This window comes from Niallia sp. FSL R7-0648, from assembly GCF_038007005.1.
In the GTDB taxonomy this organism is placed as follows: Bacteria; Bacillota; Bacilli; order Bacillales; family Cytobacillaceae; genus Niallia; species Niallia circulans.
Window position 1 is genome coordinate 2281456 of record NZ_JBBOWE010000001.1, and the last position, 18332, is coordinate 2299787.

General features: G+C 33.3%; 20 protein-coding genes. 7 read left to right on the top strand and 13 right to left on the bottom strand.

From position 1 onward, the window contains the following. Nucleotides 1-549: 549 nt before the first annotated feature. A complete protein-coding gene (locus NSQ89_RS11030; RefSeq protein ID WP_047940478.1) occupies nt 550-888 on the bottom strand; it encodes a DUF4870 domain-containing protein in 339 nt (112 codons plus the stop codon). Between the two features lie 461 nt (nt 889-1349). Between NSQ89_RS11030 and NSQ89_RS11035 the strand changes: the two genes are divergently transcribed. Continuing rightward, nucleotides 1350-1907, top strand: a complete 558-nt coding sequence (locus NSQ89_RS11035) for a GNAT family N-acetyltransferase (protein WP_047940477.1) — start codon at nt 1350-1352, stop codon at nt 1905-1907. Nucleotides 1908-2054: 147 nt separating this feature from the next. Here NSQ89_RS11035 and NSQ89_RS11040 read toward each other — a convergent pair whose 3' ends face one another. The 3 genes from NSQ89_RS11040 to NSQ89_RS11050 form a co-directional block, all read right to left on the bottom strand. Further along, nucleotides 2055-3698, bottom strand: coding sequence for an FAD-dependent oxidoreductase (locus tag NSQ89_RS11040; RefSeq protein WP_341132619.1), 1644 nt, complete (start codon nt 3696-3698; stop codon nt 2055-2057). 84 nt (nt 3699-3782) lie between these two features. Further along, nucleotides 3783-5081 carry an arsenic transporter gene (locus NSQ89_RS11045; protein WP_341132620.1) on the bottom strand — a complete coding sequence of 433 codons (1299 nt, stop codon included), beginning with the start codon at nt 5079-5081 and terminating at the stop codon, nt 3783-3785. A 43-nt stretch (nt 5082-5124) separates the two neighbouring features. After that, nucleotides 5125-5457, bottom strand: a complete 333-nt coding sequence (locus NSQ89_RS11050) for an ArsR/SmtB family transcription factor (protein ID WP_061796405.1) — start codon at nt 5455-5457, stop codon at nt 5125-5127. 293 nt (nt 5458-5750) lie between these two features. Between NSQ89_RS11050 and NSQ89_RS11055 the strand changes: the two genes are divergently transcribed. The 3 genes from NSQ89_RS11055 to NSQ89_RS11065 all read left to right on the top strand — a co-directional run bounded on the left by NSQ89_RS11055 (nt 5751) and on the right by NSQ89_RS11065 (nt 8200). Further along, nucleotides 5751-7115, top strand: a complete 1365-nt coding sequence (locus NSQ89_RS11055) for an MATE family efflux transporter (protein WP_047940473.1) — start codon at nt 5751-5753, stop codon at nt 7113-7115. Between the two features lie 152 nt (nt 7116-7267). After that, entirely contained in the window at nt 7268-7750 is a 483-nt protein-coding gene (locus NSQ89_RS11060; protein ID WP_047940472.1) for an Hsp20/alpha crystallin family protein, read from the top strand. Nucleotides 7751-7768: 18 nt separating this feature from the next. Continuing rightward, complete coding sequence (locus NSQ89_RS11065) at nt 7769-8200, top strand: Hsp20/alpha crystallin family protein (protein WP_251688984.1); 432 nt, start codon at nt 7769-7771, stop codon at nt 8198-8200. Nucleotides 8201-8243: 43 nt separating this feature from the next. Here the strand turns inward: NSQ89_RS11065 and NSQ89_RS11070 are convergent, their stop codons facing one another. Both NSQ89_RS11070 and NSQ89_RS11075 read right to left on the bottom strand, forming a co-directional pair. After that, nucleotides 8244-8747: a GNAT family N-acetyltransferase gene (locus NSQ89_RS11070; protein ID WP_047940470.1), complete on the bottom strand. Its 504-nt coding sequence runs from the start codon at nt 8745-8747 to the stop codon at nt 8244-8246. 337 nt (nt 8748-9084) lie between these two features. Beyond that, nucleotides 9085-9936: a CAP domain-containing protein gene (locus tag NSQ89_RS11075; RefSeq protein ID WP_341132621.1), complete on the bottom strand. Its 852-nt coding sequence runs from the start codon at nt 9934-9936 to the stop codon at nt 9085-9087. A gap of 456 nt (nt 9937-10392) precedes the next feature. On the opposite strand from NSQ89_RS11075, the gene NSQ89_RS11080 reads away from it, so the two are divergent. Then, nucleotides 10393-10638, top strand: a complete 246-nt coding sequence (locus NSQ89_RS11080) for a hypothetical protein (protein WP_047940468.1) — start codon at nt 10393-10395, stop codon at nt 10636-10638. A 438-nt stretch (nt 10639-11076) separates the two neighbouring features. Here the strand turns inward: NSQ89_RS11080 and NSQ89_RS11085 are convergent, their stop codons facing one another. The 5 genes from NSQ89_RS11085 to deoD form a co-directional block, all read right to left on the bottom strand. Beyond that, on the bottom strand, nt 11077-11904 hold the full coding sequence (locus NSQ89_RS11085) for a hypothetical protein (protein ID WP_341132622.1): 828 nt from the start codon (nt 11902-11904) through the stop codon (nt 11077-11079). A gap of 95 nt (nt 11905-11999) precedes the next feature. Then, nucleotides 12000-12905 carry a CobW family GTP-binding protein gene (locus tag NSQ89_RS11090; RefSeq protein ID WP_095259058.1) on the bottom strand — a complete coding sequence of 302 codons (906 nt, stop codon included), beginning with the start codon at nt 12903-12905 and terminating at the stop codon, nt 12000-12002. Nucleotides 12906-13018: 113 nt separating this feature from the next. Beyond that, nucleotides 13019-14491: a lmo1851 family serine protease gene (locus tag NSQ89_RS11095; protein WP_285850767.1), complete on the bottom strand. Its 1473-nt coding sequence runs from the start codon at nt 14489-14491 to the stop codon at nt 13019-13021. 155 nt (nt 14492-14646) lie between these two features. After that, nucleotides 14647-15507, bottom strand: a complete 861-nt coding sequence (locus NSQ89_RS11100; RefSeq protein WP_095259059.1) for a M15 family metallopeptidase — start codon at nt 15505-15507, stop codon at nt 14647-14649. Between the two features lie 85 nt (nt 15508-15592). Further along, nucleotides 15593-16294, bottom strand: coding sequence for a purine-nucleoside phosphorylase (gene deoD, locus NSQ89_RS11105; protein ID WP_047940464.1), 702 nt, complete (start codon nt 16292-16294; stop codon nt 15593-15595). 239 nt (nt 16295-16533) lie between these two features. Between deoD and NSQ89_RS11110 the strand changes: the two genes are divergently transcribed. After that, entirely contained in the window at nt 16534-16659 is a 126-nt protein-coding gene (locus tag NSQ89_RS11110) for a hypothetical protein (protein WP_095259060.1), read from the top strand. A gap of 79 nt (nt 16660-16738) precedes the next feature. Here the strand turns inward: NSQ89_RS11110 and NSQ89_RS11115 are convergent, their stop codons facing one another. Continuing rightward, nucleotides 16739-16909, bottom strand: coding sequence for a YozD family protein (locus NSQ89_RS11115; protein WP_082138223.1), 171 nt, complete (start codon nt 16907-16909; stop codon nt 16739-16741). A 190-nt stretch (nt 16910-17099) separates the two neighbouring features. Between NSQ89_RS11115 and NSQ89_RS11120 the strand changes: the two genes are divergently transcribed. After that, entirely contained in the window at nt 17100-17252 is a 153-nt protein-coding gene (locus NSQ89_RS11120; protein ID WP_156485379.1) for a hypothetical protein, read from the top strand. On the opposite strand, the gene NSQ89_RS11125 is transcribed toward NSQ89_RS11120, so the two are convergent. Continuing rightward, nucleotides 17249-17953, bottom strand: a complete 705-nt coding sequence (locus NSQ89_RS11125) for a hypothetical protein (protein ID WP_047940463.1) — start codon at nt 17951-17953, stop codon at nt 17249-17251. The two genes, NSQ89_RS11120 and NSQ89_RS11125, sit on opposite strands and share 4 nt — an antisense overlap. Nucleotides 17954-18332: the final 379 nt, after the last annotated feature.

Genomic DNA, 18332 nt, shown 5'->3' on the forward strand with positions numbered 1-18332 from the left:
TTATGTAAATAAAATTGACTAAAGCAAATTACACTGTATATTGCGAATGGGACTAAAAGGTAAAGAAAAATGATATTTGAATGATTAAATAGAAAGATGCCTATAAAAAGAAAGATAGGAATACAACTAATTAAACTAGCGTTCAAGGAAGATATGGCTGTATATTTATAATATTTTTCAATATTCATCATGAAGACTCCTTTATATCCATTCTTATAATGAAAGGTTAGCGCGACTGTGCACTTATCTTTCTCTTTCTTTTTATTCTATTAATTTCTAATGAAATCTATGATTAATTAGAAGAAAAATTTTAAAAGAGTCTAAACTATCATGTTACCTATTATTAAGGTTTGAATGTGGTAATATAAAAACCGAAGAAGTAGATGGTGGTTTATATGTTCATGCAGGGAAGTTGAGCTTTTTCAGCACATTGGTATGTATATGTGAGAAAAAATAAAATGCCAGCCTATTCGTTAAAAAGCGAGTCACCGAAATTGGTCGCTAATTTAAACGAATAAGCTGCCATTATAAAAAGGTTAATGATCTATATTATTTGATAAAACGAATCGTTAAAGGAATATGATAATCCTGGCCTTCATAAGCCTTAATAGCAGCAATGATTGTAAATACAAATGCCATAATTCCGATTATTGGTAAAATAATAAATCCGATTAAAAGAAACACAAGAATCCATGCTATGAAGGAATAAATGGCATAGGAAATTAAAAAGTTAAAATATTCTTTACCATGATAATCCACAAAAGGCGAATCTTTCTTCACGAGCCAGATAACTAATGGTCCGATAAAAGTAGTAAAAAAACTAGACACATAAATCAACATCGCAAAAACTCTATCATCATTTGATGATCTGTCTTTATTTAAATCCATGAAAGAAACCTCCAACTAAAATAATAATTGCTATGTTATTATATACGATTATTCTATATAAATGTTTCATTTTCTCATAATAATTGTCCAATTAATTCAAATAAGCTTTCATCCGTGACATTTATCATTCTTTCTTGCCTGTTTATATACTTTATCGGCAAGAGTTAAACCCTTTCTGCTATTGTGAATTAGTTTATCTTTCTTTACAATGATTCATTAATTTTTTACAATTTGTTTGTATTTTCCTATTTTCAATTTCACCGAAATTTTGTATGATATAGAAAAGTAATTTGTTATCATGAGATAATATTTAAAGATGGGAAGGCAAATGGTGCGCCACCGCTTTGGTTCTAGTGGGTTCGATTCCCACCCCGAAATTTTTTTTCAATTGGATTAAAAATTTCGAGGGTGGGCTTTTTCTTATGCATGAATAAGTTCTGCTCTCAAATGGAGGGATTATTGTGTTAAAAAAAAGAGATCTTGAAGAATGTCAAGCATTATATCCTTTAATGACGCATCCTGATGTCTTCCCTTTCGTGCGTCAAAAAGCTTCTTCTTATGAAGAATACCTTTTTCTTACCAAACAGACTATAGAAGCGGAAGAAAGAGGGGAACTCATTTCTAGAACGATATTAGATGAATGGCAAAATCCGATTGGAACCATAAATCTATATGATATAAACGAAAATATCGGTTTCCTCGGAACTTGGTTAGGAAAACCTTATCACGGCATGGGATACAATCAAATAGCAAAAGATTTATTTTTTGCTGAAGCATTTTTTGAGCTGAATATCGAAAGCATATTAATGCGAATTAGAAGCAATAATATCCGCTCACTAAAAGCAGCTGAAAAGCTTCCCTATGTGGTTTCTGCAAATGAAACAAGAAGTAATTTGTTACAAATTTTAAATACTTCTGGGATCCCTTATCAACTATTTGAAATTCCTAAAGATTTATTTACTCTATACACATTACGTCAAAATACGGAAGAGACGACAAATGATTGCAGAGAGGCGTAATTTAGCTCCGATAATAAAATAAGATCAGTCGATAGGAGAATAACTATCACTGATCTTATTTTATTCTTCTATAATATTGTCAGCGAATTGGATGAAAAAAACCCTCCATATATTCATCCCCGCCTCTGATTGAAAGATTATAGTAATTTATTGCTTCTTTTTATAGCTTTGATAATTCTTATTTCCACCAGAAAGATTATAGATATTCATGAATCCTAAATTACGCAGGATATTTTGGGCAGCATTTCCGGTTACACCACTATTACAATAAGTAACAGTGAGCCGATTTGGATCTAGCTCCTTGCATTTCTCTCGCAAATCGCCCAAAGGAATATTAATAGCGGTATCCACACATGACACATTAAATTGTTGTGCAGCTCGTGTATCAATAACTTGAATGGATTCCTCTTTTTCTATTCTTGCGGTTAAATCTTTTGGCGTGATTAATTGATTTTTCTTTTCAATTGCATTATGCAAAGCCATCCCAGTATACATGACAGGATCTTTTGCCGTACTAAATGGCGGCGCATATGCAAGATCAAGATGAAATAAATCTTCCGCTTTTGCATTAAATGTAATGGCTGTAACAAAAACATCTATTCTTTTATCGACACCTTCTTCCCCTACTATTTGTACACCCAATATTCTGCCTGTTTTCCGATCGGCAATTGCCTTGATTACTAATTGTTTGCCACCCAAATATTCAGCTCTAGCAGGCTTGATATTATGAAGAACTTCTATATCATAGCCTTCCTCCAATGCTTCCGTTTCGTTCATACCAGTTTGTCCAACAGCTAAGTCAAAAACACGAAGAATAGCAGTTCCTAAAATTCCTCTATGTTCTAATGATCCTCCGGTTATCACATCACCGGCTATTCTGCCCATTTTATTTGCTGTGCTTCCTAATGGCCGATATAGGGGTTTCCCGGTTATAAGGGAATAGCTCTCAGCAACATCCCCTACCGCATATACATCAGGTAAGTTAGTTTGCATCTTATTATTTACGGCAATAGCTCCAGAATGTCCTATATTTACACCGATTGACTCTGCTAACTGAACATTAGGCCGAACCCCTGTTGCTAAAATAACCAAATCTGTTTCTATAATATTTCCTGATTTTGTTTTTATTTCATTAGTAGTTATTTCACTAACTTCCTCATTCAATAGAAGGTTAACTCCTTTTTTTTCTAGATGGTCTTCTACATATGTAACAATATCTATATCCATATATGATAATATGTGATCACTGCGTTGTACTAATGTAACATCTAACCCTCTATTTGTTAACTGTTCAGCCATCTCTAAACCAATATACCCTGCCCCTATAATCGCAGCTCTTTTTGGCTCGTTCTTTTTTATAAATCGGTCAATAGCACTTGTATGTTGAATGGTTCGAATGTGGAAAACATGATCTTTATCTGCCCCCTCCATTGCTGGAGTGTAGGGTGATGCTCCTGTTGCAAATACTAATACATCATAAATATCCTCAATTACTTCACTTGTATTCAAGTTTTTCACTTGAATCTTTCTCCGCTTTGCATCTATAGCGATAACCTCATGCCGTACAAGAATATCAACATTATATCGTTTCTTAAACCAAGCCGGATTTCTCGGTGTTAAAGTTTCTAATTCATCAACTTCTCCGCCTAAGAAATAAGGAATTCCACAACCGGAGTAAGAAATGTCATAATCTGCATTATAAAGTGTGATTTCTGCCTGCTCGTCATTTCTGCGTGCTTTTGTTGCTACTGAAGTACCTGCCGCTACTGATCCTATAATAACAATTTTCATGATCATCCTCCTATAAACAATAGTGTATTTTATAATTTATCTTTTCCTGTACTGTTACCCCATAAACGATTTTTCTAATGTCTATTAAGAAATGATTGATAGCCATAAGTATAAACCAATTAATGTAATCATAAGGGTTGGAATGGTTAAAATTATCCCTGTCTTAAAGTAGGTTCCCCATGAAATCTTTACCCCTTTTTGAGACAATACATGAAGCCATAATAAAGTAGCTAATGAACCAATCGGCGTAATTTTTGGTCCTAAATCCGAACCGATAATATTAGCATAAATTAAGCCTTCTTTTATTACTCCTGCTGCATTTGTATCCGCTATAGCTAAAGCATCAATCAAAACAGTGGGCATATTATTCATAATAGAAGAAATAACAGCCGCAAGAAATCCCATCCCTATTGTCGCAAGAAACAGTCCATGGTCGGAAGCAGTTTGAATAAGATTTGATAACAAGCCAGTTAAGCCTACATTACGAAGTCCGTAAATGACTACATACATTCCTATAGAAAAGAAAACGATTGACCACGGCGCTCCTTTTATTACATTGCTAATGGATACTGCTTTGCTTCGTCTGGCAAAAACAAGAAAAACAAGTGAAAGGCTGCCAACAACAGCGGATACCGGAATCGCAAGAAATTCACTGCCAAAATATCCAATTAGTAGAAAGGCTAAGATTATCCAAGAAAATCGGAACATTTGCGGATCCTTAATAGCTTCTGCCGGCAACCTTAGATGGTTTAAATCATACATTTCAGGAATTCTCTTGCGGAAGTAGATATATAGAACAAGCATACTTGCCAATAAGGAAAATAAATTGGGAATAATCATTCTAGAAGCATATTCAACAAATCCGATTTCAAAAAAATCTGCAGAAACAATATTTACTAAATTACTGACGACTAGAGGCAAAGAGGTTGTATCTGCAATAAACCCACTTGCCATGATAAATGGAAAAACCATTCTTTCTTCTACCTTTAATGCTCGAACCATCGACAGCACAATCGGGGTTAAAATAAGCGCTGCACCATCGTTTGCGAATAAAGCTGCCACAAGAGCACCTAAAAGGGAAACATAAAAAAACATTTTTAGCCCGCTTCCATTAGCCATTCGAGCCATATGTAGTGCTGCCCATTCAAAAAAACCTATTTCGTCTAAAATAAGGGAAATGATGATAATAGCAATAAATGCAAGTGTTGCATTCCAAACAATTCCAGTCACATCTGCAACATCATTAAAATCCACTACCCCGACTAATAAAGCGAATATTGCTCCCCCACAAGCAGACCAACCAATAGAAAGATTTTTGGGCTGCCAAATCACAAATGTTAATGTTAATAGAAAAATAATAATTGCCAAAAATGTGTGTAGCAAATTAAGACTCCCTCCATTAGTTACATATAATTTTAATCCCTTTTTATTCCAATACTGTTATATCCTCACATCCATTTGATAAAAATTGTAAAATTTCATTTATCAGTCCATAATATTTACATGTCTTGTTTAATGAATAAAAAACCCATTGACCTTTCTTTTGTTCTTTAACAATCTCTAAGTCTCTCATTTTACGGAGATGCTGACTAATAGCTGGCTGCGACATATTATATATTTCTACCAACTCACATACACAAAATGCTTTTTCAGACAACAAACTAACAATAGATAATCTTGTCTTATCTCCTAACAGTTTTAATACATCTGCTGTCTCTTTTTTAGATAATACAGGTAAAGATTGGTTTTTCTTCATCATTTTCCCCCCTTATTTATGCTACATATAAGCATATACTTATATATTTATGGAAAAGGTAACAAAAAACAAACACATTAATCAGTATTTGTTATCCTGTTATAATTAGAGAAAACTATCCTATCCTTTGAATCTTCATAATAATGGGAGTACTTTTACTTTGCAAGCAAAAAAATAAACGCGGTTGTCCCCCTCTATTTTACGAACAAATTTGAAGCTTTCGTTTTTTTCTCTCCTTCAATCACCCTATTTATGGTATAATACGAAACGTTATTGTAAAGAAAGAGGACAAGCAGATGAAACAAACATATTCTATCAAACAAAAGCTATCTCAAATGATTATTATTTTATTTCCTGTACTGGTTACCCAGGTTGGTATTTTTGCATTAAGCTTTTTTGATACAACGATGTCTGGACATTATAGTCCGGTTGACTTAGCTGGAGTAGCAGTAGGCAGCTCCTTGTGGACGCCAATATATACAGGACTTAGTGGTATATTGCTTGCTTTACCTCCGATTGTCTCCCAATTAATAGGAAAAAACGAGCAAAAAGGGGTATCATTTTCTGTTATCCAAGCAGCATACTTATCTTTTAGTATGGCTATCGCCTTATTAATTATTGGTTATTTCTGTTTAGATTCAATTCTTGCAAATCTTGGCTTAGAACAGGATGTCTATAGAGTCGCATATCATTACTTAATCGCATTGAGTACCGGAATTATTCCTATTTTTCTATACTTTGTACTGCGTTCTTTTATTGATTCTCTTGGCCAGACGCAAATTACCATGTTTATAACGCTAATCGCAATACCGATTAATATTCTCTTAAATTTTGCACTAATCAATGGCATTTGGATTTTCCCCGAATTAGGCGGAGTGGGAACTGGGTATGCAACTAGTATTACTTATTGGGTAATGCTCTTTATTGCGGTTTATATCGTTCATAAAAAAAATCCTTTTGTAGCTTTTCAGTTATTTAGCCAATTTCCGGCCGTATCATGGAATAAATGGAAAGAAATATTGACAATTGGCGTCCCGATTGGTTTTTCTGTATTCTTTGAAACAAGTATTTTTAGCGCAGTCACGATTTTAATGAGCAATTATGATACCAATACAATTGCTGCCCACCAATCAGCTATTAATTTCGCTTCTCTTTTGTATATGGTTCCCCTCAGCATTTCTACTGCTTTAACCATTCTTGTTGGTTATGAAGTTGGAGCTAGACGAACGAAAGATGCTAAAGCCTATAGTTGGTTAGGTGTTGGACTTGCTGTAATCATCGCATTTATTAGCGGAATGATTCTTTTGACGTTTCGAACTAACATTGCTGGTATTTATACGAATGACTGGGAGGTTCTCCATTTAACAGCCCACTTTCTTATTTATGCGATATTCTTTCAACTATCTGATGCAATACAAGCACCAATTCAAGGAGCTTTACGAGGGTATAAAGATGTAAATGTTACCCTTATCATGAGTTTTCTATCATATTGGGTAATAGGTCTGCCTAGCGGATATCTTCTTGCCACTTACACTAACTTAGGACCCTTTGGCTATTGGATTGGACTCATTATCGGCCTTGCAACCGGTGCAATTTTCTTAACAAGCAGACTATTTAAAATTCAAAAACACAAATTTAGTGATAAACAATATGAAAATTAACACCGAACTGTGTCAATTAACACAGTTCTTTTTTATGAGATGAAAATGAATTCCTGCCCTAAATCTCCCTTTAGGCAAATACACACTTTTGGCATATGTGAATACAATAAAAAATAAGCATATATTTGTAAGTGAGAAAGGATGAATTTCCAATGTTCCCGTGGAATTTATTCCCTTTTAATAAAGATGCCAAAAGTAGAATGGACCAAATGAATCCGCAAGATATCCAAAAGTATGTGCAAGAAATGATGGATAAACTTATGCCTGAATCTCTACAAAAAATGGAACCAGAGAAAATGTTTCAGAGCTTTTCAAAAGGAGCAAATTATCGTAACGATAATCTTAACCATGCCGAGAAATTTAATTATGTTGTTTTTGAAACACATCATCATGTCTATGTCAGAATTCCTATTCTTGATAGCAGCTGGTTAGAGCATATTAAGATTTTCTATACATCCAATCAACTTATTATACAGCATATCCCCTTATTTGAAGATAAACACACAATCACACTTCCAGCAATTGTTCGAAAAAAAGGATCTGTCGCACTTTATAAAGATGATATTTTAGAAATAAGAATTCAAAAGAATATTGATATTCACTATTCAGAGATTGATGTTACAGAAATGAATTAATAGAAAGAGGAGATTTTTATGAGTTTTGATAACTTAAAAAAAATCTATCAATTTTCAGAGAATAGTCATAAGGAAGACTACTGGAAAGATATGTTTGGATCAAATGAAAAAGCATGGTTCTCCCATCCATCTGCATCCATAAAAAATAGTAATGCGTTTCCTGCTTGCGATTTTTATCTATTCCGTTCTCGATATTATATTGACATAGAGTTACCAGGAATAGATATGAATCAGCTTTCGATACATTTAAATAACAAACTTTTATGTATTGAAGGTTATTACCAAACCATTATTCCTGATTGTGCCTATCTTTTAAAAGAACGGCAAAACAAACATTTTATTAAAAATATAACAATACCCAATTATGTAAATCAAAAAGATATTGACAAGAAATATGATAATGGAATATTACAGCTTTCTTTTCCCTATAAAGAAAAGGAGGGAAAGTAACTTCCCTCCGACTAATTATCCTCTTTAAATTTACCGATAATAATTATAGAAATAATTTATCATAGCAATAAAACGGTTTGTCTTTTCCATCAAAAAATGTCGAACCAACCTTATTATATCCATTCTTCACAAATAAGTTTTGGGCCTTATCATTTAATGAATATGTATCCGTTTTTAAGTAAAAAATATCTTGTTCAATCGCATACACTTCAGCAAATGCTAGTAAGTTACTTGCAATGCCGCCTCCACGAATATCAGGATCAACAACTAAACGGTGTAAAACCATATATTCCTTATTATCATAACTCCAATCAATTTTCTCATAATTTTTACCGCCAATTCGATCTATTGTAATAGAACCAACGACTTTATCATCCATAATAGCTACAAATAGATTATTGTTTTCCATATCAGCCAGGAAGCTGGCTTCGTTTGGATATTTATGAGACCATTGATCATTACCTTCTTCTTGCATAATGACCAAAGCCTTTTTTACAATCTCCATAATAACTGGTAAATCATCTATATGTCCTTGTCTAATTTCCACAAATAATTTCTCCTATACAATAATTTATTACCTGATGTCCTATTCTTTATTTTGCTTTATATAAAAGTAGATATTCAGGAAAAATCATTATATAAATTTCTAATCAAAAATACCACTATTTTGATTAATTATAGCGTTTATTCTAGAATTTCCATTTTTCAGATAAAAATTAATTATAGCGTTTATTCTAGAATTTCCATTTTTCAGATAAAAATTAATTATAGCGTTTATTCTAGAATTTCCATTTTTCAGATAAAAATATATCCGGACACAAAAAAATACAGCCTCATCATCAATAGATTGAAGCTGTATTTTTAAAGTTGCGGAAATTTATACTTTATTTACCAATAAATTGTTGCGTCCAATAATTACCATTTTCTACATAACCAACACCAATATGGGTAAATTTATTGCTTAAAATATTCGCACGATGACCTTCACTATTCATCCATGCATTTACTACTTCTTCTGGCGTTCTTTGACCTTTGGCAATATTTTCTCCGGCTGCTTTATACGTTACACCAAATTGTTTCATCATATCAAATGGGCTTCCGTATGTTGGGCTTGTGTGATCAAAATAATTATTTGCACTCATATCTTGTGACTTTGCTTTTGCAACTTTACTTAATTCATTATCTAGAGTAAGTGCTGGCAATCCATTCTTCGCTCTTTCTTTATTCGTTAAATCTACTACTTGCTTTTCAAATGCGCTCACGGAAGAACTTGCATTAGCTGAATTGCTTTTTGTAGATTCAGGGGTAGTATTTTGTTGTGTTGTATTAGATTTTGAATTTGGTTGCTGCTGTACATTACTAGTTACTTTTGGTTTCGCTGTTTCTTTTTGTACTTCTTTTGGTTTGACTGTTTCTTTCTGTACTTCTTTTGGTTTGACTGTTTCTTTTTGTACTTCTTTTGATGTTTCCTTCTGTTTAGTAACAGGATAAAAAGCCTGTTGGTTATCCATAGATCCTATTAACTCGTTCAAAACTTTATCTATATCTATATGATAATTAGAAGATATATTATGGAAAATTTTATTTAACTGTTCTTCTGAAAGATTGTGTGCTTGATAGATTGTTTTAGCTTCTTGTGGTTGAATCGTTGAAGCCTCCGCTTTATTTGCTAGTGGAGTTGCCATCAATAATGTTGAAGCAGCTGCCACTGAAAAAATTAAATTCTTCTTTTTCATTGTTTATTTCCTCCTTGGTTATCCAAATCGAAATAGTCGTAGATTTTGTTGTTTCGACTTACAACAACATCATACCATACGTTTTTTTGTCATATTTCTGGATATTAAAACCAATAGAAAGAAATTGGAATCATTTCACATGGGTAAAAAAGGGATATATAATAGGTTAATAGCTATATCAACTAATTTATCTCCCTTTGTTTCTACAAAATATGAATGGTTATAAAATCCTTTTTTTATATTTTATAGTAACTGAACTATATTTTAGATCAAAAAACATCCTTGACAAACTTTTTTGGACTAACTTTAAATAACATTAAAGACAAACAGTTTACAAAAATTTAGGGTTTATTACAAGCTTTCAGTGTTTATTCTTATTCCTTAGAATGCATAAAAAACGGTAAATTTGGAAACCTAATATGGATTAAAATACCTTATAAAGAATGGAGTATTGATATGAACAAACCGTATTGCTGCCCCAATTGCAAAACAAATCGCAGTCGCTTTAATATTATTCAGCAAGTTCCTCAATCCGTTAAGCTAGATCCGCAAACAGGCAATGTTATAGAGGAATATTCATCTGAGAATTTATCTCCTTTTCATATGGGATATACTGGTCCAGATTATCGAATTCAATGCGCTGCTTGTGGTTTGGTTGAAGATGAAAAAACCTTTATTAAGTTTGGAGAAATGAAAGGATAATAAACGGATTTAAGCATAATGGTAAAAAATGTGGGTGGGACAAAACAAAATATATAATGGTTAAAGACGAACAATCTCTAATTTAGTGGTCAAACCAACTCGTCCCATTACGTTACAGACATTCCATTTCACACCGTTTTTAAAGATTATTTCTTTCCAGCATTTATTTCAAAAGAAACTAAATGGAGCAGCCATGATACACGTAGACTCCTATGGGAGCTGCGAGAAAGTCCAAGACCACACAGGAAAGAGGAGGCTTGGCGCTCGCCCCATGGAAAGCGAAGTGTATTCAGGCTGCGGGTGATTACCACAAACCTTCTTTCTTAAAATAAATAAAAAAACCAAACAATTATACGAATTTTTTAGTGTGTACGTATAATTGTTCGGAGTTAGATTTGGTTGAATTACTTATGTCCCACTCTCTATCTTTTACCTGAACTATTCAAACGGATGTTCCTTCACTTTTACCTTCCATCCTTCTAATGGTGAAGTCCGAACTAATACTAGATCTTTTTTTATATTTCTTGTTCTGGCATTTTTCATATATACATTACATTCAATGGTAAGAGTAACTTGCAGCGCCTGCTCATAAACTTCAGGATTAACCACATTTAAACGATTTATTTTGATATTCTCTATCATAGCTAGTTCTGAAGACCAATCTTGCTTCGTTGTAATGTATGATAAAATGGTTGCATCTTTTTCTTTTATCCCTGCGATAAAGGCTTTGACTACATCATTGGGATTCATTTGTTCTAAGTACTGTCTTAATTGACCTGCTGCTTTATAGATCATTAATTTATGAGAAAAATCCATCTTATCTGTTTTATGTGTTGTGCACCCTAAAAAATGCACACAAAAATGTCCAGGAAAGTTATTTGCTAAGGCACCTGCTCCATGAGGCATGCCATGCATGGAAGCTGCGAACCATTGATCATTTACCATAATGAGAATCGCTCTTCTTCTCCAACTCCATTTCCCTTCATAAATACCTTTCATTATCTTTGTATCTTTTACAGTTAATGGCTGTACATCTGCATGTTGGCTGCCCGCTCTCCGTTGTACCTTAAACTGCTTACCTGTTTCAATATCTAAAATAGTAAATTTGCTATATTTTGGAATAATCTCATTAATGGCATTCCATGGTAATAATTGAATATCAAAACTAATCGGGGAAGAAATATTTTCTTCGGCTCCCATCACTAAAGGTGCCGGAGCTATAAGAATACAACAAAGAAAAAGTAATAGGAATTTTTTCTTGTTCACAATAAACCACCTTCAATATGATTTCCTATTGAAAGTTTGCCCTATTTTCTTCTCCGTACTCTGATTTATCTTCAATTGTTAAAATATCATGCTATTTATAATTGATCCAACGCTGCCCCTATCTTCTTCCAATCGACATTTTCTCCAATAAACACCATATTCAGTGGCATTTTCATGTCTTCTCTCATAAATAAAGGCATGCCGTATGAATATTGAAATAAGTCTGGATGTTTTGCTTGGTGAAATTGAACATATCCTTTTATGCGATAGATCGTATCAGGCAGCTCTCTTAAGAAATCTTCAAATTGGTCTGCTCCAATGCTCTTTTGGAATGTATAAACAAATGTACTTAAATGCAAAGAATGGATGGATGTTTTTTCGATATCCTTATAGTAATGGCTCTCCATTTGGAGTAATTTTTCAAAAGGGAATTTGGAATAAGTAGTCAGCAAACTAAAAGCATGTGGATTAATCGATTGAAGCTCAAAGCTAATTTTTGCTTTTTCAGCTTCTGTTAACTCGTCTTCTTTATTAATAATTAATATACTTGCATGCCTTGCTTGCTCTAGAATAAGTTGTTGAATTGGTGCGTTTAAAGCTGATCGCTCAAGCCACTGTCTTCCATCTATAACTGTTATGATTCCTTTGAATCGTAGACGATTGGCAAAAAGAGGAGAAAGAATCCCATCTATCGTTTCAACAGGATGAGCAGCTCCAGTTGTTTCAAAATAAATAACATCTGTTTTTTCTTCCACTAATAATGTTTGTATTTGTGCTTCCACTTCATCTTGGATCGTGCAGCATACACACCCACCAAGTAACTCTTTTAATGGAATATCACCATCTATTTCATTAGAGTCAATGGAAATCCTGCCTAATTCATTCATTAAGACAGCCACTTTTCTGCCAAGCTCTTTCTCTTTTTTTAATATTTCTTTTAATAATGTTGTTTTTCCACTACCTAAAAATCCGGAGAGGACGTATATATCTGTCTGTTTCATCTTATATCTTCCTTTATTTATAATAATTTTTGAAAAAAGAGCATGCTTACTTTTTGAAAACAGCCTAAGAAAAAGAGGATGACAATTGTCTGTCACCCTTTACCATGAAGATCTTATTTTTTCATTTCATCTTTTAATACTTCTATCGCTTTTTTCATTTGTGTATCTGATTTTTGAAGTTTTTCCCGGAGTTTATTCATTAATTCTGTTGTTGTTTCTCCGGTAATAATTCCATCTTCTTTTAATTTTTCTTTCTTTTGAAATTCTTTTGCAGCATTTTCCGTACTATCATCAAAATAGCCATTTGTATTGTCTACATCATATCCTAATGCTTTTAGCATTTCTTGCGCCGTTTTAACTTCTTCTGAATTGCTGCCTTTTTTCAATTTACTTTCTGGATTAATCATTGTTAAGCTTGCATAACTTGGAAGTTCTACTTTATAGGATGGTTCAATCCCTTTTTCATGAATCCAGCTACCATTTGGTGTCAACCACTTATCTACCGTAAATTTAATATTACTTCCATCTGTGAAACTTTTTGCTTGTTGAACGGTTCCTTTACCAAACGACTTAACGCCAACAAGTGGAACATTGGCAGATTGATTAACCGCACCAGCTAATATTTCTGAGGCACTTGCACTTCCACCATCGATTAACACAACAAGTGGAATGTCCATATTACTGCTATTTTGCGAAGTAACTTTTTCTACAGTTCCATTTTTATGTTCGATTTGATAAATAATTTCCCCATCTGGGACAAATAAACCAGCAATTTTCTTTACTTCTTCTAATAAACCGCCTGGATTATGACGTAAATCAAGGACAATACCTTTCATACCATCCTCTTGATATTTATTTAAGATATCGACTAATTCCGTTGCTGTATGCTCCGAGAAGCTTGTTATTTGGATTTTAGCAATTTTATCTTTACCCATTTCTCCATAAACAGTCTCAATCGGAATCGTATCTCTTGTAATCGTTATTTTTAACGGTTCACTTGCACCAGACCGTTCTATTTCTAATTCTACATTTGTCCCTTTTTCACCACGAATTAAAAGAACAGCTTCTGAAGAACTCATTCCTTGTAATGACTCACCATCTACTGTAAGAATTTTATCGTTCGGTTTAATTCCTGCCTTTTCAGCTGGTGATCCTTTTATTGGCGATACTACTACAATGCTATCATTTAATTGCTGAATTTCTGCTCCTATGCCTTCAAAAGAGGAAGAAATACTTTGTTGAAAGTTTGCAGCCTCTTCTTCATTCATATAATCAGAATATGGATCATCAAGTGCTGTAAACATCCCGTCAATAGCACCATTCACTAAATCTACTGAATTTAAATCCTTGTAATAGTTATCCATTAATGTATCATACGCTGTATACAGTTTATTGAATTCTTCCCTCTGATTATTTACCGTAACAGCAGGCTCATCACCAAAAGAAAAAGCAATCGTTGTAATCCCAGCAGCGGCAATGACTACTACAAATAAAAGCATGACAAAATAAAACTTCTTAATTTTTATATATCCTTGTTCGCTTTCTTGCTCTATTTCTTTTTCTGTATTATTGTTACTGTTATCCAAATACTTCACCACTTTCGTTTCCAAGAGAGTTTTACACTATGTATGCAAATAGAATACCACGTTTATTTTTACTTAATCAAATATAAGGAAATTCTTCTATTAATAGGGAACAGAAAAGGAATGATTGATGTGGTATTCCTTTTCTGCGCCCTAGCTTATATTTTTCGAACGACCTTAAAGTACTCTTCTAAGGTCCAGTCATTTTCATAAATATCTTTTGCAGATTTTTTACCTACATATCGAAAATGCCACGGTTCAAATTCATATTGTGTGATTTTCTCCTTCCCTTTCGGATAACGGAGAATAAAGCCATATAAATGAGCATTTTCCTTTAACCATTTTCCTTCTTTCGTCTCTCCGAATTCCTCTGTTAATAAGAAGTTGGCACTCTCACTTGATATATCCATTGCAAGTCCTGTTTGATGTTCACTATTTCCAGGGTACGCAACTGCTTGTACCGCCTTCTCTTTTCCAACCCGGCTAACCTCCGCATCATAGACCTCCGTTTGACGGTTGTAAGAACGATAACCAGAAACTGCATAAAGTGTAATGCCACTTTTCTTTGCACCGTTAAACATGTCCTCCAACGCTTTTGCTGCTTCTTTTCTCATATAACTTTTTTCAATATCCTGATTACCAAAGGAAAATTCAACATTTGGTCTCACTAAATCCTTTGGAGCATAGCCATCTGGTAAGCCGAATTCTTTATTAACAAGAGAAACAATATTTGTTGGATTTTGAATGATCTTTCTTCCATCAACCTCTTTTATGTCATTAAAAAAAATAGATTCAAGTGTCCAAGGTGTTTTTTCTTCCTCTGACACTGTCTCAGAAGGTTGTTGCTCCTCATCCTTGACCTGATCCTCTTTGTTAACTGGTGTTTCCACTTCTTGTTCCTTTTCAGTTTTATCCCAAAAAGAAACTTTGTCTTGTATTGATTTTAAATCTACTTTTTCACACCCTGTTAACATTGCAATCGCTAATGCTAAAGATGAGATAGCTACTGATTTCTTCATTTATGTCACCTTACATATCATTAAATTTTCTACACTACTGGATTTTATAAAGGTATGCAAAAAGCATACCTTTTTCTATTGCTAATTATTTTATTGCTGCTTCTAAAGCCACTTCAATCATTTCATTAAATGTTGTTTGTCTTTCATGTGCTGTTGTTTCTTCGCCAGTTAAGATATGATCACTTACAGTTAAAACAGAAAGGGCTTTACGATTAAATTTAGCAGCTATCGTATAAAGTGCAGCTGTCTCCATTTCTATTGCTAAGATTTGATATTTCGCCCATTTTTCCAGCTCAGAATTATCGTTATAAAACATATCTGCGGTAAAGACATTTCCTACTTTTAAAGATAGTCCTTTATCCAATCCACTATCATACGCTTTTTTCAGCAAATCAAAGTCCGCTGTTGGCGCGTAATCTACTCCTCCAAAGGTTAAACGATTCATTTGAGAATCCGTTGAAGCACTCATTGCAAGAATGACGTCTCTTACTTTTACATCCTTTTGGATTGCACCACATGTTCCAACACGAATTAAGTTTTGGACATTATAGCTGCTAATTAACTCATTAATATAGATAGAAATAGATGGAACACCCATCCCTGTACCTTGTACACTAATTCTTTTTCCTTTATATGTCCCTGTATAACCAAACATATTACGAACTTCATTATAGCACACTGCATCTTCTAGAAAATTTTCAGCAATATATTTTGCTCTTAATGGATCCCCTGGAAGTAAGACAGTTTCTGCAATTTCCTGTTCTTTTGCACCAATATGTACACTCATTTTTATTTCCTCCAATTGACACTCATTTCATTGTTTCAATCCAAATATTACATGCTTATGAAAACTTCACTATTTGTACTATATCATATTCTAATATGCTGTAAAACATATTTAATTTTAGCATAACAAATTTTTGATGAGGTTATACTAAAATTAGTTTTCCTACACTAAGAGAGGCAAAACTAATTTTTATCCTATTTTATAGGAAAATAAAGGATTCTGTCATGAGGGGGATTATAATGGGTAAAAAACATCGAAATAGGATTAATTCTCCAAAGAAGAATAATCATATACCAAAAGAGGCTATTATTGCAGAACAGGAAGCGCATGGAAAAGAATACTCTGCAACGGGACGCAAACGATAATATGACCTTTCAAGCTATTAGAGTGCTATAAAATTATGTATAAAAAAATGGTGAGATTTCCTCACCATTTTTATTATCTTTATTCATCAAGTTCTTCGTCAATAATGCATTTGTCCAATAAATATTCAAATGTAATGTCAGCCAATTCTTCCATTTCACCTTCAGTAGGAACGAATCCCCTTTTTACTAGCTCACGAAAGAAAAACTCTGCTATTTCCTCAGTATCAATAATTACGTCGATTTCTTTCATGCTTATCGCCCCCCTTTTTTAAAGAATATATGTGACATTAAGAAAAAAATGCTTTCACAATAAAATTATCTGATAAAACAGGCTTTTTTTCAAGAAATATTATCTAGTATATAGCAAATTAATTGAAAAAATAGACATGCTTTGCATCCGGTCCACATATAGTTTAAATAAAAAAGGGAGGCATTTAATAATGAATAAAATCCAATTCGTAGTCGAAGAAATAAAAATAGATTTGAACAAGGAAAACAGTGAAATCCTCACTATTTTTCATTCCCTTTTACAAAAGCTTTTTTCCCTTCTAGTCATTAGCAGCATACCGATGTTTATCTATCTATTATTCTAGATTTTCGTTTCATTATCTTTATCAGATCTGCTGCTGACCAACTTGAGTTTTCGAAGGGTTAACTTCATAACCTGCTCATATTCGGTATCTTTAAATAAAGAATATAAAATACTGTAATCATTATAGATATCTAGCAATCCGTCAATGAGCTCTTTCTTCTCCTTACTTCTTTCTAATAATTCTTTTTCGGTCTGCTGGAAAGAGCTATTCGCCTTTTTTAACTCAATGGATTTTTGTTTTTTATCCAATATATAAAGTAGTCCTAATTTTTGTATAAATGAATCTGCACTATCTGCATCTGCTACTAGGGTTAATTCATCTTCCCCTGCTTCTAGCCATTCTCCATCACTTACTCTAGAAAGCTCATAAATTACATCTTCCCATGCATCGTTTTTATATCTCCAAATTTCTGTTCGAAACCCCATTATTTTAAAAAGATTGGATCCATATCCTTTCACTTTGACTAAATCACCAATAAAGAAGCGAAATTCAATATCAATCTTCTCTGAATCCATAATTTCACCATCATACTCAGAAAGCATTTGCAAACTGGATTCCAAATATAAACCTTCACTTTTATTTACTTCATATACATGCATATGATCCAAATATTTTACATCCGTGATTTTTCCGACCGTTCCATATATCGTGATCACGACTGTATCACCAATTTTGAATTTTGGTTTTTTTCGATTCGCCATAATAACAAATCCTCTCTAAACAAGATTGTGTGGCACTGCTACTTATGCGTTTTTCCCCCACACTCTTGAATAGAATATTTGATCCATGAAGATGGGGGATATTAAAGGAATATTATCCTATCTTCAATTACCATGTAATTTCCATCCTTTTCCGGCTATACTTTCACTTATTTGGTACTACTATCATATGCAACAAACCACTATTCGCGCATAAAAATTCTCTATCTTCCTAATTGTGTTATTGTCACTCCTTAAACGGTTTATTCATTATATGTGTATAGGTTAAAAGGAAGAATACTTTCCAATGTTTAAGTACAAGCATCAGCTCTTCCTTTTTTTCTTCTTATTATTTAAGGAATAATTAACATTTTAAACAGGC

Excerpts from the sequence above, each read along its gene's own strand:
- NSQ89_RS11030 (WP_047940478.1), bottom strand. The coding sequence starts at position 888 with ATGGATTTAAATAAAGACAGATCATCAAATGATGATAGAGTTTTTGCG.
- NSQ89_RS11040 (WP_341132619.1), bottom strand. The coding sequence starts at position 3,698 with ATGAAAATTGTTATTATAGGATCAGTAGCGGCAGGTACTTCAGTAGCA.
- NSQ89_RS11050 (WP_061796405.1), bottom strand. The coding sequence starts at position 5,457 with ATGATGAAGAAAAACCAATCTTTACCTGTATTATCTAAAAAAGAGACA.
- NSQ89_RS11055 (WP_047940473.1), top strand. The coding sequence starts at position 5,751 with ATGAAACAAACATATTCTATCAAACAAAAGCTATCTCAAATGATTATT.
- NSQ89_RS11060 (WP_047940472.1), top strand. The coding sequence starts at position 7,268 with ATGTTCCCGTGGAATTTATTCCCTTTTAATAAAGATGCCAAAAGTAGA.
- NSQ89_RS11065 (WP_251688984.1), top strand. The coding sequence starts at position 7,769 with ATGAGTTTTGATAACTTAAAAAAAATCTATCAATTTTCAGAGAATAGT.
- NSQ89_RS11075 (WP_341132621.1), bottom strand. The coding sequence starts at position 9,936 with ATGAAAAAGAAGAATTTAATTTTTTCAGTGGCAGCTGCTTCAACATTA.
- NSQ89_RS11080 (WP_047940468.1), top strand. The coding sequence starts at position 10,393 with ATGAACAAACCGTATTGCTGCCCCAATTGCAAAACAAATCGCAGTCGC.
- NSQ89_RS11090 (WP_095259058.1), bottom strand. The coding sequence starts at position 12,905 with ATGAAACAGACAGATATATACGTCCTCTCCGGATTTTTAGGTAGTGGA.
- NSQ89_RS11100 (WP_095259059.1), bottom strand. The coding sequence starts at position 15,507 with ATGAAGAAATCAGTAGCTATCTCATCTTTAGCATTAGCGATTGCAATG.
- deoD (WP_047940464.1), bottom strand. The coding sequence starts at position 16,294 with ATGAGTGTACATATTGGTGCAAAAGAACAGGAAATTGCAGAAACTGTC.
- NSQ89_RS11110 (WP_095259060.1), top strand. The coding sequence starts at position 16,534 with ATGGGTAAAAAACATCGAAATAGGATTAATTCTCCAAAGAAGAATAAT.
- NSQ89_RS11115 (WP_082138223.1), bottom strand. The coding sequence starts at position 16,909 with ATGAAAGAAATCGACGTAATTATTGATACTGAGGAAATAGCAGAGTTT.
- NSQ89_RS11120 (WP_156485379.1), top strand. The coding sequence starts at position 17,100 with ATGAATAAAATCCAATTCGTAGTCGAAGAAATAAAAATAGATTTGAAC.
- NSQ89_RS11125 (WP_047940463.1), bottom strand. The coding sequence starts at position 17,953 with ATGGCGAATCGAAAAAAACCAAAATTCAAAATTGGTGATACAGTCGTG.